The following is a 15,531-nucleotide window of genomic DNA, read 5'->3' as shown; positions in this document are numbered from 1 at the left end:
CCGAATCAGGATCATAAATCTCGTACGTGCCGCTTAGATCCAAAGAAATGAAGCCAAAAAAGCCCTTGTTAAGCCCCTTAAACCCCCAAAAAGGAACGAAAAACCCCTGATTCACAACAGATTTCGAGTAAATATGATGAAACTATCAGAAAAATGTTCTAATTCAACCCAATAGCAAACTCTCCGTCATAAGACTATTTTCAACATGCTTCACTTTTTCGGAAATACCTCACCTCAAAAAAAGCCTTTCCCCTGAAACATACCACCCAACCCCAACCAGCACTTCTTCAACCCAAAACAACAACTAACACTCCAAACTGACCACCCTAACCTAAACCAATCATTTCTCGGGAAATAACGACAAGAACCAGCGGGTTTCTACATTTCCTCCGGCGCCCCGATGCCTAATATGCCCAATCCTGTTGACAGTACAGACGCAACAGAATAGACGAGGGTCAGACGTGAATCCTGCTTGCTGTCATCGTTGATAATCTTGGTATTCCCATAATAGCTGTTAAACGACTTCGCAAGTTCCAGAAGATATTTAGCAAGGATGGAGGGGGCATAGTTTCTCCAAGCCCGTTCCACCGTTTCCGGAAATAGTCGCAGCTGCTTGATGACTTCCCAGCTGGCCTTGTCTTCGAGCCCTTCAAACGTGGAAGGCTTTGAGGCCCCGGCTTTTCTCAATATCGATTGGGCCCTTGCATGCGTGTATTGCAGGTAAGGACCGGTTTCTCCTTCAAACGTAAGCATCTGTTCCAAGGAAAACTCGATGTCGTTCAATCGGTCATTTTTTAAATCATGAAAGAGGACCGCGCCGACCCCAACGTCCCGTGCCACTTGGTCCGCATCTTTAAGATCGGGGTTCTTCTTCTTGATATTTTTACGGGCCATCGTATTCGCTTCCTGCAGTACTTCTTCAAGGAGGATGACGCGTCCCTTTCGCGTAGACATCTTCTTTCCGTCTTTAAGGTAGAGGCCGAATGGGATATGCTTCATGTTATGTGCCCATTCATACCCGAGCTTATCAAGAACGCCTTTCACTTGCTTGAAGTGGACGGTCTGCTCCTGTCCCACCACATAAAGCGCTTCTTCAAACGAGTATTCACGCTGACGGTAAATGGCGGCAGCCAGATCCCTCGTAGCGTACAGGGTGGCTCCGTCTGTTTTTTTGATCAGGCAAGGAGGGAGGGTTTCATCTTCCATGCGGACGACCTTCGCTCCTTGAGAGGTTTCGAGCAGCTGCTTTTCTTCGAGAAGCTTCACCACTTCATCCATCTTGTCATTAAAGAATGCCTCGCCGTTATAGGAATCGAATTCGACTCCAAGCAGGGAGTAAATGGTCTTGAATGCTTCGAGGGATTCCGTTTTAAACCATTTCCAAAGCCTTGTGATTTCCACGTCACCATCTTCAAGGAGCTTGAATGCTTTCCGGCCTTCCTCCTCCAGGGAGGGGTGGAGTGCTGCCTCTTCATGGAACTTCTTATAAAGGGTAAACAGTTCGGCGATTGGGTTCTCTTTCACTTTTTCTTCATCGCCCCATTTTTTAAACGCGACGATCAGCTTCCCGAACTGGGTGCCCCAATCACCGATATAGTTGATCTTTACGGTTTTGTAACCGCAGGTTTCCGCCAGGTTGGCAATTCCGTTTCCGATAACGGTGGAACGGAGGTGCCCCATTGAAAAGGGTTTGGCGATATTCGGGGAGGACATATCCAATACAACGGTCTTGCCGCTGCCAAAAGAATGCTTTCCATAATGTTCGCCTTGCTGCAAGATCGAGTCCACAATTTCTTTACCGGCAGCTGCGGAATCAAAGTGCACATTTACGTACGGACCGGCTGCTTCCACTTTTGAGAACAGGGGGGAAGCCAGTTTTCCGGCCAGTTCCTCAGCTATAGCGCCGGGGGCTTTCCGATATTCCTTCGCCAGTTTAAAACATGGGAAAGCAAGGTCGCCTAGATGCACATGCTTAGGTGTTTCGATTAAGACAAGAAGGTCTTCCTCGGTCCATGATGAGAGAACCTGGGACTTCAATACGTTTGCGAATGCTGATTTCAAATCCAATTTCTCCACCTCCAACTAAAATAGAAAACAGTTTTTTAAAAGGACGCTGCTTTTCGTAAATAGGCTTGCAGCCTGTATATAGCTTGTGGGCGTGCTTTTTCGAACTCAAGCTTAAACAACAGACGGGCGGACAAACCGAAAATACCCAAGTTCCGGTATTTTCTTGTGTTCAAAGCAGCAAGCGAAATGAGCCAAATAAAAAAACCCGTCTCTACACTATGTAGAGACGAGTTTTGGCTCGCGGTACCACTCTTATTCCCTTAAAGGGCGCTCATAAATTAACGGTTTTACCCGGTCTTTCCCTACTGAAATTTGAGGAAAGACTTCTCAGAAGTGCGCTTCATTCCGGGTTTCACACCAGGCTTGCACCGTCCCTGGTTCGCTTCTGGATCCACGTGGGAATTACTCTCTTCATCATTGAATATCCTGTATATGGTTAGATATTATTTTACACATTCTGGAGATAATTACAACAACCATTTTTAAGATTCTTCAGAAGAGAACATATACGTTTTATGATGGTATCTCATACTGAATACGAGGCCGAGAGCGAGCATATTCCCCATCAGGGAACTTCCCCCGTAGCTGATGAACGGAAGCGGGATTCCCGTGATCGGCAATAACTGGATCGTCATGCCGATGTTTTGGAACACATGGAACGTGATCATCGAGATGATTCCTGCACATACATAGGCATTGAATGGTTCCTTTGTATCAAGGGCCGTCTTGGTCAAGTGATAGATCAACAGGAAGAATAAACTGATGACCACACTTGCACCGATAAAGCCGTATTCCTCACCGATGACACTGAATATGAAGTCGGTATGATTTTCAGGGATATACACTTCCCCGTCGCTGTAGCCTTTTCCGAAAATCTGCCCGGATCCGATCGCATTCAACGAATTGATCAAGTGGAATCCTTCCAATTTGGAATAGTTATAAGGATCAAGCCACGCATATATACGTCCGAACTGATAAGGTTCAAAGCCTGTATACTTTTCCAAAAATTCCGGTGCCCAGATGACAAGTGAAAGCAGGATGCCGCCGACCACTCCAAGAAAAGCATAAATCGGGACGATCAGTTTCCATGTGATACCCGACACCAAAATGATCCCTGTCATGATGGCCAGGATGACAAGGGATGTCCCAAGGTCCGGCTGCTGCATGATGAAAGCAAGCGGGATGAGGGTGGTGAATCCAATTTTCAATAATAATTGAAAATCCGACTTCAATGTCTTCCGTACCGTGACTTCATTGTGGTTCGTGATCACACGGGCTAGAGCAATAATCAGAAATGTCTTCATAAATTCTGAAGGCTGGATGGAACCGAGCGGTCCGAGCATGAACCAGCTTTTTGCTCCATTCCGGTAAGGTGCTATGCTTTCGGGAGATATGAGAAGCACAAGAAGCAGGAAGATCCCAAAGCCGTACAGATACCAAGCAAGGCGTTTATACTGATCTGAATCGAAGAACAAAGCACCTGTAATGATGATTGCTCCGACAACATACCAAAAGGCCTGCCGGATGACAAAGTTTGTTTCATATTGACCTGAGGTCTGGGCACTGCTTATCCCAAGCGCACTGACGATAAAAAACATCATCAATAAAAAGAGGAGACCCCAGTCAAATTTATCAGCAAAACGCTGGCGAGTTTCCATAATCAATTCACCTGAATTTCGTAAGATTTCACATTCCTAGTCTAATAGAAAAGAAGGAAAATTTCTACTGCATGCAATCCTGAAATTCCCTTCTTTTTTCACCCGGTTCCCCTAATGAATCATTTAAACAAGATAATAAAGAGGAAACATGCAGACAGCCGTGATTTATTTTCCATATATTACATCAATCTTCCTGTTTAGGAAGATATAAAGATTCGATTTCAAATGTAACATTTCCAGTGGTATATAGCCAGAACAGTCATAACTGTAAAAAACAAGCATTTCTACACTTTAACAGCCGCTCTCCTGGCCCAGCCTCCCCAAGTCCGGCTTACTAAGCTCCTTTTCCCGCACAATGACTTTTTTCGACAATTCCCTGCGACTTTTGTCATCATTTTGAAATGAAATAGAAAAGAACGGTATCCTCCTATCTTTGATAAAATAGATACTATTAGATACGCATCGTGTAAATCAGATGGAGGGAATGTATTGAAGACATACAAACAAACAAAAGATATCATCTATGTACATATGAATACCGATCGGCAATTTGTCGTTTCATACGGCATCAGCTTTCAGGATTTTGCTTCGAATCTGCCGAGGCCCCTCAAGAACCTGTTGTTGATCAAGCATCAGTATGAGCATGGAGCGTTCAATATTCACACTCATCTTGAATATGTGGAACAGGAAGAAATGAACAAGATCACCCATGATCATGTAGATAACTATGGTGACTTTTGCTGGATCGATTTTGACGAGGAAGCTGGCGTCAATGAATTAAATGGCCAGGAGATTGCAGAGCTTCTCTACATGGGCCATCTGAAACAGCCCCTCCATGCCCCTTTTTACTCGAAATTGAATAACCGGTATGCATACCTTTCACATGATGACGGATGGTTCAACAAGATCTACTACCGTGATTTCGCTGATTTCTACCATATGCTTGGGTCGACGGTAGCGTCGAAATTGGGAAGCATTAAGGGCGGTAAAGGATTATTCGGCATGAAAAAGGAAAAACAGTACCCTGATATCGGGTCTCAGATCATCACTTCGTTTAAAGAAAAAATAAAAGAAGGCATGATCATTTCCCTTGAGAAGGCGATTGTCAGCAGGGGGAAGATCGAAATTCCAATCTGGGTCATTGGCGACTATTTCAATATGGATGAAATGATCGAGGATTATCAGCAATTCAGCAAGTCACCTGCAAATGGTTTGCTTGTTTTTGACCGGAAAACGAAGAGCTGGAGCTCCTCCATACGTTAGGCATGCACACCCTGTATTTACGGGGAATAGGTTATAGGGATGAAGCCTGGTACCCAGGACTCAGCATGCCTGCAAAAGGGAAGGATTAATCTGCATAAAGGGCTTCATCAACCGCCTGAGTTGAATGAACCTCTTTATTTGGATTAATCCTTTTTTCTTACGGCACGTTTATTACCTGCTCTACTTTATATTGATCTTCGCCTTTTGCTGTCAGCCATACTGTAAGGGTGTAAGTGCCGCTCTCAAGATTCGGAAGGGTAAGTTTTCTGGAAAACTCTTCACCCTGTTTGACTGGGATTTCCTGAATGGCCTGTGTATACATCTTGCCTTCAGAATCCCGGTAAACGATTTTACCGTTCTGATCTTTTATTTCAAAGTCGATGGTTTGTCCCGTAGAAAACACAAATGTCTTTATGCTTTCGGTTTGATTTTTTATTTTATATTCGTAGACCAGCTTTCCGTTCTTTTCTTCCTGCTCAATTAAAGAAGGTTCCATACTGCCCGCCACAATCCCTTTCTCTGTTTGGTTTGATTCAGGGGTCCCGTTCGTCTCCTGTGAATCTGTGTCAGGGTCTGGACTGCCGCCTGTGCCGCATCCTGTCAAACCTGCAAGGAGAAGTGCCCCTGTAAATACAATGATCAGCTTCTTCATTTGCTTTCACCTCTATACTATTAGACTTGTCTGAATCAGAAAAGTTTCACTACTTTGTTCCTTATTGTGAAAGCAAGACCATTCACCCATAGGATAACCGGCAAAGTTGGTTTTATTTAATGAGAACAGTACAATGGAAGAAAGATTACACCATCACTGGAATGAACGGGAGGGGAGGCAATGAAGATAAAAGATGTCTTAAAGGTACTCGGTTTCGTTGCCGTCCTCCTTCTGATCGTATGGGGTAGCCGCAGCTTTTGGGAAGTGAGGCCTTCCGATATCAGGGATCTTGTCATCTCGTTCGGCTGGTGGGCACCGGTTGTGTTCATTGCGCTGCTGACATTCCGTCCCCTTGTATTATTTCCAACATCCATCTTTTCGATCGCAGCCGGCCTGGCGTTCGGCCCGTACAACGGGTTTATCTATATTTTCATTGGTGCCATCGGAGGGGCGTCTCTGGCATATGTCATATCCAGCTTTCTGGGGATGAAGTTTTGGAGGAAACCGTCTCCTAAAATGAGCAGCGTCCGCGAAAAAATGGCTGAAAACAGTTTCTTTTATATATTGATTCTCCGCTTGCTTCCATTTTTGAACTTTGATTTGGTCAGTTATTTAGCCGGGGCAGGGAAAGTGCGCTACTTGCCTTATATTGCAGCTACCGCTGTCGGGATCATCCCGGGGACGATCGGATTTGTCTTCTTTGGTTCAGGTTTGAGCGGGGAAGACAGGGTGCATCTGTATGTGGCTATGGCCATGTTCATCCTATTTTTCCTGCTTCTTTTTTTCACTAGAAAGAGGCTGAAGGACTGGTTTGGCGACTCGAAGGATGAAAAATAAGAAAAGCGGAGGCGGCTCGCCCAGGGACGACAAGCATATGATGTGACCCCCGGAAAGGCGTTCTTTGCCTTTTTGGGGGTCACGTCATATGACCTCGAGTCTCTAGCCGCCGCAGCTGGACAATAGAAGAGGAGGACAACGAAACGCCGTCCTCCTCTTTTTAACGGGAGTACAATTGATCCCACTCTTCACGGATGATTCCCATCCGTATCGAATCGTAATAAACGCCGTTATAATACCGGCATTTCCTCATCCTGCCCTCAATCTTCATGCCGACTTTCTCTGCGGCCTTCATCATCCGTTCGTTCCCGGACCAGGTGGTGATGCCGACCCGTCCGATTTCCTTCGACTCAAAAAGATGCTGTACCCATTGTGACAGAGCTTCTGTGCCATAGCCCCCGTTCCAATAGCCGGGATTATAGATGACGATACCCGCTTCCAGCCATCTTGTCGGTTCGTACTCCCAGTAAAAGCTGACCGTCCCGATGATGTTTCCTTCAACTTCGATGATCCGCTGTCGGTCATTGTGCTGCTCCAGTTTTGCGAGGAAGCTGCGTTTATAATCTTCGAATGGCATTGGTTTGTGTTCAAAATAAGGTGCGTCCCATTGTTTCCACTCAGGTGCTTCTTCTTTGTATATGTAGTCCCAAAGTGTTTCAAGGTCCTTTTCTTCTATTTTTCTCAATGTTACTCGGCTGCTCGTTGAGTTCAAAAATCCGCACTCCTTTGTTTTGGTCTATCTACTTAATTCTCCAGGAGGCACGGTTTTTCCTGTAAAAAAGAAGGCCCGTCCCTCACCGCTGTAAAGCGGCGAGGGACGGGCCTTCAAAATCAGCTTGCTTTCACATTTGAAATGGCTGCTTTTTTCTTGTTGGTCAGTTTGTCGACGATGGATGTGATGGCACCGTCGCCTGTTACGTTGCACGCTGTTCCGAAACTGTCCTGTGCAAGGTAAAGGGCGATCATAAGGGATGTCATTGTCGGGCCGAATCCGAGCATGGATTCAAGCAGACCGAGAGCGGCCATCACGGCACCGCCAGGGACACCGGGTGCAGCAATCATCGTCACGCCGAGCATGAGGATGAACGGGAACAGCTGCGCGAATTGCAGGGCTTCACCCTGTATGAACATAACGGCCATCGCACAGCTGACTAGTGTGATCGTGCTGCCTGACAGGTGAATCGTAGCAAGCAGCGGCACTGAGAAATCAGAAATACGATCCCTTACCCCGAGTTTTTTCGTCCTTTCAAGAGTCACAGGGATTGTAGAAGCGGATGACTGCGTTCCGAGCGCCGTAAAATAGGCGGGAAGCATTCCCTTCATCATCAGGAACGGATTTTGCTTGCGCAATGTGCCTGCCGTTGTATATTGCACTGCCAAAAAGAATAGATGCAATAAGATGATCATTACAAAGACTTTGGCGAATACCGACATGATGGCACTGACTTGACCACCCTGAGTCATATTGGCGAATATCCCCAGGATATGGATCGGAAGTAGCGGGATGATGATTTTTTCAATCACCAATTCTATGATGTTTCTAAACTCATTCATTCCTTTTTGCAGGGCGTCCCCTTTAATGGCGGCTATGCCCAGACCAAGAGTGAAGGCGATCAGGAGGGCCGTCATGACACCCATTACCGGAGGCATGTCCACTGTGAAGAATCCCTTTAAGAGAGCTTCTTCCGGATTTTCGAATGATTGAGAAGTTTGATTGGCCAGGAGAGATGGGTAAATACTCTTAGCGACTGAATATGCAAGCAGCCCCGCAATCACTGTGGATCCGTAAGCAAGAGCCGTAGTCAGTCCAAGCAGCTTTCCTGCTCCTTTGCCCATTGAACCGATACCGGGTGCGATGAAACCGATGATGATCAATGGAATCGCGAAACCGAGGAAATTACCGAAAAGTCCATTAAACGTAGCAAATAATTTCACGATCCATTCCGGTGCATATGCACCAATGACAATACCTAAGGCAATCCCCAACAGGATCTTAGGCAGTAAACCAAGCTTTCTCATCCGGGTGTCCTCCTTGAATGTACAAATGTTTTCGTTAGAAGGATTATACACCCGTGAGAATGATATTTTAAGAGGGAAATGAATAGGCGGAATCTTAAATGTATTCTGATAAAATAAAGCCCGTCCGCCTGTTGCGGGACTAGGCTGGGTCTACATACATATATAAGGACGGAATACAGAGGGAGGTTGCCTTCTTTTCAAGGACAATGGTGGTAATTTTTAATTTCCATCACATCATTCTTTCCCTTTGAGTTGAAAGTGATAAAATAGAAACATCTATTGTTAATATTGGAGGTAGCTCATGAAAACCAAGCTTTGTTTATTATACGGCGGCAAATCTGCCGAACATAATGTATCGCTGCAAACAGCCAAGGCAGTCATCGGTGCCCTGGACTTAAATAAATATGAAATACACCCTGTCTTTATCTCAACAGAAGGGCAGTGGATCAAAGGACCGCAGCTGAATGCGCCAGTTGAAGATGTAAAAGCACTTCAATTCAATGAAGGTGAGGAGATCTCACCAAATGCACTGGGTACGGCAATGGTCCCTGCAGATTCCAGGGAGAGTGAAGGATACGATATGATCTTCCCGCTGCTCCACGGTCCGAACGGGGAAGACGGAACGGTTCAGGGGATGCTTGAATTACTGAATCTCCCTTACGTGGGGAACGGTGTCCTTGCTTCATCTGCAGGCATGGACAAAGTCATCATGAAGAATCTTTTCGCACAGGCAGGAATTCCGCAGGTGGACTATACCTGGTTTATCCGCAGCACGTGGAAGGCGAATCCTGAAAACGCATATAAGCAGGTGGAAGAGCAAATCGGTTATCCTTGCTTCGTCAAGCCGGCAAACCTCGGTTCATCCGTCGGCATCAGCAAATGTACATCCAAAGAGGAACTGGCGGCTGCATTCGAAGAAGCGTTCCAATTCGACCGCAAGATCATCATTGAAGAAGGCGTAAAAGCACGCGAAATCGAACTGGGCGTTCTTGGTAACGACCAGCCTGAATGTTCAGTTGCGGGTGAGATCGTCCCTAAGAAGGATTTCTATGATTACAAGGCAAAGTATGAAGACGGGGACACGGCCCTCATCATCCCTGCAGAAATCGACCAGGAAACATACGGGAATATGAAGGAGATTGCAATCCAATCCTTCAAGGCCCTCGACTGTTCCGGACTCGTCCGTGCAGATTTCTTCCTGACTGAAGACGGCAAAATCTATATGAACGAAGTAAACACGATGCCCGGGTTCACGCCTTTCAGCATGTTCCCGCTTCTATGGAAGCACACAGGCGTCGACTATCCGACCCTGATCGGCAAACTCGTCGAACTCGGCATGGAGCGCCATAAGGAAAAGCAGACAATCAAACATACGATGTAACACATACCTGAACGAAGGGACTGACTGGAAGATCATCATCTAAAAGCAGTCCCTCCTCTGTTTGTCACCCGAAAACGCATAAAGGAGAAAGACAATGTTTGAAAAAACGATAAAACAAGCATGTGATATGCTGCATGTTCATAATGATCTCACAAAGTTCGAAGATACCATCATAAAAGGTGTAAGCATCGATACACGCAAAATTGAAAAAGGGAATCTCTTCGTCCCGTTCAAAGGTGAAAATGTGGACGGCCACCAATTTGTCAGGCAGGCGATCGAAAAGGGGGCAGGAGCCGCCCTATGGGATAAAAATGTCGCAAACCCTCCTGAAGATCTTCCGGTCCTCATCGTCGATGATCCGCTACTTGCCCTGCAGTCACTGGCAAATCAATACCGCCATGAACTGGACCTGAAAGTGGTCGGCATCACAGGGAGCAACGGGAAGACCACGACGAAGGATATGGTCGCAAGCCTGCTGGGCACGAAATACAAAGTCCATAAGACGCAGGGGAACTACAATAACCATATCGGCCTTCCGTTGACGATCCTCGCCCTCCCGGAGGATGCTGAAGTGGCGGTCCTGGAGATGGGGATGAGCGGTTTTGGTGAAATCGAACTGCTGTCTGAAATTTCGCAGCCCGATGCCGCGATCATCACCAACATTGGAGAGTCGCATCTTCAGGATCTCGGCTCACGTGAAGGCATCACCAAAGCCAAGCTTGAAATCGTCCAGGGACTTAAGGAAAACGGCCTGTTTGCCTACTACGGAGACGAGCCTCTTTTACAAGAGCATGTAAAGGACCTTACACTTGCGCGGATCGAAACATTCGGCAGAAGTGAAGCGAACACGATTTACCCGGTGAACATAGAAATGAACAACGACGGCAGCCAATTTGAAACGTCTCTGTATGAAGGGGAAACATTTTTCCTTCCTGTACTCGGACAGCACAACATCCATAACGCTCTGGCAGCGATCCTGATCGCCAAGGAATTCGATGTGACGGTTGAAGGAATGAAAGAAGGGTTGAAGTCGCTTAAACTCACGCAAATGCGAATGGAAACGTCCCTCGGTAAAAAAGGGGAAAAAATCATCAATGATGCCTATAACGCCAGCCCGACTTCCGTGAAGGCAGCCATCGGGCTTGTATCCGAACTTGACGGCGTCAACAACAAGATTCTCGTACTCGGTGATATGCTCGAGCTCGGTGACAACGAAGAAGAGTTCCATTTTGAAATCGGCAGAATCATCGATCCCGCACAAATTCAGCATGTCTATACCTATGGAAGGCTCGGGGAGCTCATTGCGAAAGGTGCACTTGAGCGCTTTGCAGCTGAAAACGTCCATGCGTTCCAAGACAAGAAAGAGCTTGCCGCCATGCTTGAAAAGCAGACACAAAGCGGAGATCTGGTTTTATTCAAAGCTTCCAGGGGAATGAAACTGGAAGAAGTCATTGAAACATTGACGAATTAGAATCAAAGAAAGTGTTTAAAATGAGAAAGTGAAAGAAAAGGGAGGATGCCCCTTCCTTTTCTTAATAAGCCATTCTTAAAGTGAGTGGGGATCAGGATGATTGGGTGTTTACTTATACATGGCTTCACCGGCGGTCCTTATGAAGTCGAGCCTCTCGCAAATTTTCTGAAGGAACGGACACAATGGGAAATCGCTGTCCCGACCTTGCCGGGACACGGGGAAACTCTGGCTTTGAGAGGGATCAAGCATGCCGAGTGGATCGAACATGCAGAAGAAGAATTGAAAGAGCTCATCTCAACGTGTGAAAAAGTATATGTCATCGGTTTTTCGATGGGCGGACTGATCGCCTCCTACCTCTCTGTCAAATACGAGGTAGACAAACTTGTCTTGTTGAGTGCAGCTGCCTACTATATAAATTACAGACAGCTGGTAAAAGATATTGGTAATTTAATCAAGGAAGGGCTCCAGGGAAAAATACTTGAAAATGAACTTTACAACCGCTATAAATTTAAAGTGACCAACACCCCGATCCTTTCTGCCTATGAGTTCAAAAAGGTGGTCCGTATCGCACGGCCGCTCCTTAAAGAAGTGAACATCCCTACCTTTATAGCCCAGGGAGAAATCGACGGGATTGTTCCTCCCAAAAGTGCCCAATATATTTATGAGACCATTTCGTCTGAGGAAAAGAACCTATTTTATTCCCCAAAAGCGAATCACTTAATTTGTCACAGTGAAGATAAGCACGAATTATTTGGAGAGATCTACCATTTCCTGCAGAGTGAATAGATTGACTATTTTACAATAGATTGAAATTCATCTCTATAAGTGGTAACATAACTACAACATTGTTCTATTTGTTGGACGTGCAGCTCTTCGATTTAGAAGAGTGTATTTTTTTGCATTGAACATGCAGGATCCTTCAGCCGCCTTGCAACCTGAGCCGGCACACACATTGCAGCAAACATTCCAATGGAATATCAAACAAATAAACATCTCAAATAGACGATTTTAGATTAGATACCGAAGTCTTTCGGTGTGTGAGATTTCGTTCCGATTTAAAAATATAATCAGCATAATTGATTAGTTATAAAAGATGTAAATTAAAAGGAGAATGAATAGCATTGACTAAGTTTTCAGATTTAAACTTAAGCGCATCTACGTTGAAATCAATCAAACGTATGGGCTTTGAAGAAGCAACCCCAATCCAGGCAAGTACAATCCCGGCAGGTCTTGAAGGCAAAGATATCATCGGCCAGGCACAGACAGGAACAGGTAAAACGACTGCATTCGGTATCCCTATGATCGAAAAGATCGATATGAAGAACCCGAACGTTCAGGCTCTTGTTATCGCTCCGACCCGTGAACTTGCGATCCAGGTTTCAGAAGAATTATACCGCATAGGTTCAGATAAGCGTGCACGCGTATTATCAGTATACGGCGGCCAGGATATCCAGCGCCAAATCCGTGCGATGAAAAAGAACCCGCACATCATTGTGGGTACACCAGGACGTCTTCTAGACCACATCAAGCGCCGCACGCTGAAGCTTGATAACGTGGAAACACTCGTTCTTGACGAAGCGGATGAAATGCTGAACATGGGCTTCATTGATGACATCGAGAGCATCCTTGAAACCGTACCAAGCACAAGACAGACACTTCTGTTCTCTGCAACCATGCCGGATCCAATCCGCCGCATCGCAGAACGCTTCATGACAGAACCTGAATTGATCAAAGTAAAATCAAAAGAAGTGACGGTTTCAAATATCGAACAGTACTTCACGAAAGTAACAGAAAAAGAAAAATTCGATGTATTGTCCCGTCTGATCGACGTTCAATCACCTGAACTTGCGATCGTATTCGGACGCACAAAGCGCCGTGTTGACGAACTGTCACGCGCACTCAGCATCCGCGGCTACCTTGCGGAAGGAATCCACGGAGACCTTTCACAGGCACGCCGTATGACGGTTCTTAAAAAGTTCAAAGAAGGCCGCATCGATATCCTGATCGCAACGGATGTTGCAGCCCGCGGACTTGATATCTCAGGAGTAACGCACGTATACAACTTCGATATCCCGCAAGATCCTGAAAGCTACGTTCACCGTATCGGACGTACAGGCCGTGCAGGTAAGAAGGGTATGTCCATCACATTCGTAACTCCGAGAGAAATGGGTTACCTTCGCGTAGTTGAACAAACAACGAAGAAGAAAATGATGGGCCTTAAGCCGCCAAGCCAAAATGAAGCACTCGAAGGTCAGCAGCGCCTTGCTTTAGAAAAACTGATTGAAGCGGCAAAAGAAAATGACATCAAGGATTACTACCAATTTGCTGAGGAATTCCTGAATGACCACGATCCAATCCAGGCAGTGGCAGCAGCGATCAAAGTCCTTACAAAAGAGCCGGACACAACTCCTGTAGAAATCACAGAAGAGCGTCCATTGCCAAATAGAGGCGGCGGTGGCAACCGCGGCGGCTACAAAGGCGGATCACGCAGCGGAAAAGGCGGCGGACGCGGTGGAAGCGGAGGCCCACGTGGCGGCGGTTCACGCGGTGGATCATCCCGTGGCGGCGATCGTCGCGGCGGCGGCAGACCACAATCATCAGGCAGCAGACGCAAGTCTTATAACAATAACTAATAAATTTTGATTAGAACACGATGACCCTTTGTTGGGGGTTGTCGTGTTTTTTTTTGGAAGGTTGGATCGGGGTTGGTGTGGGAGCCTGCGGTTTGTGTGGTGACAGGGGCTGGCATTGTGGGTGGTGTTGGAGCCGGGGGTTGGCATTGGGCTGGGGTTCCGTTTCGAGCGGAAGTTCTGCGCTTGTATTTGGCGGGTAAAGGCGGTGGTTGTCTGTTTTGGCTGGGGTTGGGGCTGGGGTGGAGGTGGTGATTTTGATTGTAGGAGTGTAGTGGGATGGGGGATTGGAAAATGGTTTTGACAAATTGGGGTTTTGGGTTTTGGATGGGTGGGGAAGCGTGGGTGTTGGTGAAGAAAATTCGACAAGATGCACGTATTTTTGAAAAGTGGAATGTATTTTTGATAAATGGTTTGTAAATCTGAAATCCTGCATGGAAATTTAAAAACCTGCACGTAAATTTGTGAAAGTGGAATGAAAATCTAAAATGGTATCTATTACACCAATCAAAAAGAGGATTTTTGCTATTTTAAGAGAAGTACTTATAGATAAAATTTAAAGGAGTGATCAATTGTTCGCAAAAGAGAGGAAAATACCAATAAGAATCGAACAAAATGAAGCATTAATAAGAAATTTAAACCGTCATCATTCGAAGATTCCCCTTATTGAACAGGATCTGAAGAAAAGGAAAGCCGGCTATAACGGAGAAAAATCGATTGACTACCACTTAAGTTTTCTGGATAGCCAAAAGTATATGATTTTCAACGATTTAAAGCTCCCGATGACTCCCCATCACTTTCAAATCGATTCACTGCTTTTCACCCCCTTCTACACTTTGATTCTAGAAATTAAGAACATTTCAGGAATATTGACGATCGACTCTGAATTTAATCAATTAACAAGAAATTATAATGGCATCGAAACCGGATTTTCCGACCCCATTACACAAGTTAACCGCCTGAAACTCTTTCTTCAACGTTTTTTCTATGAGCATAATTTAGTGCTCCCGCCAATTGAATTCCTCGTTGTTATCAGTAATCCTTCTACGATACTTAAAATGGCCCCGGGTCAACAGCTTCTTACTCCGTATAACAAAATCATACATGCTCAGAATTTAATCAGTGAAATCAGTAATTTGAACTCCTCGTATAACGAATTGGCTGCGACAAAAAAGGATCTTAGAAAAATCAAAAGGGTACTCCTCGCCCAACATGATACGAGCATGACAAGTGTGCTAAAAACATTTGGGATTGAAGAACATGAAATTATTAACGGGGTCAACTGTGAAAATTGTGCTTCCATAATGACTAGGAAGTTTGGATGCTGGCACTGTCCCGAATGTAACCTCTCCTCTAAAAAAGCTCATGAGCAGAAAATAGAAGATTATTTTCTTCTCTTTAAACCATTTATCACCAACAGGGAACTAAGGATCTTCTTAAATGTTTCCTCCCCTAGAACCGCACATCTTTTATTAAACTCTTCCAACCTAAAAATCCAAGGCTCCGGAAAAAGCACAACCTACCATAAAGAATTTTCATAATAAACATGAATC

Annotated in this window: 13 protein-coding genes and 1 other annotated feature; of the genes, 8 read left to right on the top strand and 5 right to left on the bottom strand. The window is 45.5% G+C overall.

Annotation, left to right across the window (positions count from 1 at the left end; genetic code table 11):
- Positions 1-378: 378 nt before the first annotated feature.
- Positions 379-2,067, bottom strand: coding sequence for an arginine--tRNA ligase (gene argS, locus BHE18_RS01780; protein ID WP_071617011.1), 1,689 nt, complete (start codon positions 2,065-2,067; stop codon positions 379-381).
- Between the two features lie 219 nt (positions 2,068-2,286).
- Positions 2,287-2,494: a binding site (T-box leader), on the bottom strand.
- Positions 2,495-2,549: 55 nt separating this feature from the next.
- Positions 2,550-3,725 carry an FtsW/RodA/SpoVE family cell cycle protein gene (locus BHE18_RS01775; protein WP_071617010.1) on the bottom strand — a complete coding sequence of 392 codons (1,176 nt, stop codon included), beginning with the start codon at positions 3,723-3,725 and terminating at the stop codon, positions 2,550-2,552.
- Between the two features lie 489 nt (positions 3,726-4,214).
- On the opposite strand from BHE18_RS01775, the gene BHE18_RS01770 reads away from it, so the two are divergent.
- Positions 4,215-4,988, top strand: coding sequence for a hypothetical protein (locus BHE18_RS01770; protein ID WP_083573576.1), 774 nt, complete (start codon positions 4,215-4,217; stop codon positions 4,986-4,988).
- 157 nt (positions 4,989-5,145) lie between these two features.
- On the opposite strand, the gene BHE18_RS01765 is transcribed toward BHE18_RS01770, so the two are convergent.
- The gene (locus tag BHE18_RS01765) at positions 5,146-5,640 is read right to left on the bottom strand and encodes a BsuPI-related putative proteinase inhibitor (RefSeq protein ID WP_071617009.1); all 495 of its coding nucleotides are present in this window, start codon (positions 5,638-5,640) and stop codon (positions 5,146-5,148) included.
- Positions 5,641-5,820: 180 nt separating this feature from the next.
- On the opposite strand from BHE18_RS01765, the gene BHE18_RS01760 reads away from it, so the two are divergent.
- Entirely contained in the window at positions 5,821-6,477 is a 657-nt protein-coding gene (locus BHE18_RS01760; RefSeq protein ID WP_071617008.1) for a TVP38/TMEM64 family protein, read from the top strand.
- A gap of 160 nt (positions 6,478-6,637) precedes the next feature.
- Here BHE18_RS01760 and BHE18_RS01755 read toward each other — a convergent pair whose 3' ends face one another.
- Together BHE18_RS01755 and BHE18_RS01750 are read right to left on the bottom strand one after the other, a co-directional pair.
- A complete protein-coding gene (locus BHE18_RS01755; RefSeq protein ID WP_071617007.1) occupies positions 6,638-7,189 on the bottom strand; it encodes a GNAT family N-acetyltransferase in 552 nt (183 codons plus the stop codon).
- A 119-nt stretch (positions 7,190-7,308) separates the two neighbouring features.
- Positions 7,309-8,496, bottom strand: a complete 1,188-nt coding sequence (locus tag BHE18_RS01750) for a dicarboxylate/amino acid:cation symporter (RefSeq protein WP_071617006.1) — start codon at positions 8,494-8,496, stop codon at positions 7,309-7,311.
- Between the two features lie 301 nt (positions 8,497-8,797).
- On the opposite strand from BHE18_RS01750, the gene BHE18_RS01745 reads away from it, so the two are divergent.
- From BHE18_RS01745 to BHE18_RS01720, 6 genes are all read left to right on the top strand, one after another.
- On the top strand, positions 8,798-9,877 hold the full coding sequence (locus BHE18_RS01745; protein WP_071617005.1) for a D-alanine--D-alanine ligase: 1,080 nt from the start codon (positions 8,798-8,800) through the stop codon (positions 9,875-9,877).
- Positions 9,878-9,971: 94 nt separating this feature from the next.
- Positions 9,972-11,348, top strand: coding sequence for a UDP-N-acetylmuramoyl-tripeptide--D-alanyl-D-alanine ligase (locus BHE18_RS01740; RefSeq protein ID WP_071617004.1), 1,377 nt, complete (start codon positions 9,972-9,974; stop codon positions 11,346-11,348).
- A gap of 96 nt (positions 11,349-11,444) precedes the next feature.
- The gene (locus BHE18_RS01735) at positions 11,445-12,134 is read left to right on the top strand and encodes an alpha/beta hydrolase (RefSeq protein WP_071617003.1); all 690 of its coding nucleotides are present in this window, start codon (positions 11,445-11,447) and stop codon (positions 12,132-12,134) included.
- 335 nt (positions 12,135-12,469) lie between these two features.
- Positions 12,470-13,981 carry a DEAD/DEAH box helicase gene (locus BHE18_RS01730; protein ID WP_071617002.1) on the top strand — a complete coding sequence of 504 codons (1,512 nt, stop codon included), beginning with the start codon at positions 12,470-12,472 and terminating at the stop codon, positions 13,979-13,981.
- A 276-nt stretch (positions 13,982-14,257) separates the two neighbouring features.
- Positions 14,258-14,398, top strand: a complete 141-nt coding sequence (locus BHE18_RS23085) for a hypothetical protein (protein WP_171910636.1) — start codon at positions 14,258-14,260, stop codon at positions 14,396-14,398.
- 152 nt (positions 14,399-14,550) lie between these two features.
- Positions 14,551-15,519, top strand: coding sequence for a nuclease-related domain-containing protein (locus BHE18_RS01720; RefSeq protein ID WP_071617000.1), 969 nt, complete (start codon positions 14,551-14,553; stop codon positions 15,517-15,519).
- Positions 15,520-15,531: the final 12 nt, after the last annotated feature.

The organism is Rossellomorea aquimaris (assembly GCF_001877785.1).
Lineage (GTDB): Bacteria > Bacillota > Bacilli > Bacillales > Bacillaceae_B > Rossellomorea > Rossellomorea aquimaris_A.
The sequence above is the reverse complement of the archived record's forward strand: the minus strand, read 5'-3'. Positions and strand labels throughout refer to the sequence as shown.

Bases quoted from the DNA above. Each gene is read 5' to 3' on its own strand.
- BHE18_RS01775 (WP_071617010.1), bottom strand. From the start codon at position 3,725: ATGGAAACTCGCCAGCGTTTTGCTGATAAATTTGACTGGGGTCTCCTC.
- BHE18_RS01765 (WP_071617009.1), bottom strand. From the start codon at position 5,640: ATGAAGAAGCTGATCATTGTATTTACAGGGGCACTTCTCCTTGCAGGT.
- BHE18_RS01760 (WP_071617008.1), top strand. From the start codon at position 5,821: ATGAAGATAAAAGATGTCTTAAAGGTACTCGGTTTCGTTGCCGTCCTC.
- BHE18_RS01750 (WP_071617006.1), bottom strand. From the start codon at position 8,496: ATGAGAAAGCTTGGTTTACTGCCTAAGATCCTGTTGGGGATTGCCTTA.
- BHE18_RS01745 (WP_071617005.1), top strand. From the start codon at position 8,798: ATGAAAACCAAGCTTTGTTTATTATACGGCGGCAAATCTGCCGAACAT.
- BHE18_RS01740 (WP_071617004.1), top strand. From the start codon at position 9,972: ATGTTTGAAAAAACGATAAAACAAGCATGTGATATGCTGCATGTTCAT.
- BHE18_RS01735 (WP_071617003.1), top strand. From the start codon at position 11,445: ATGATTGGGTGTTTACTTATACATGGCTTCACCGGCGGTCCTTATGAA.
- BHE18_RS23085 (WP_171910636.1), top strand. From the start codon at position 14,258: ATGGGGGATTGGAAAATGGTTTTGACAAATTGGGGTTTTGGGTTTTGG.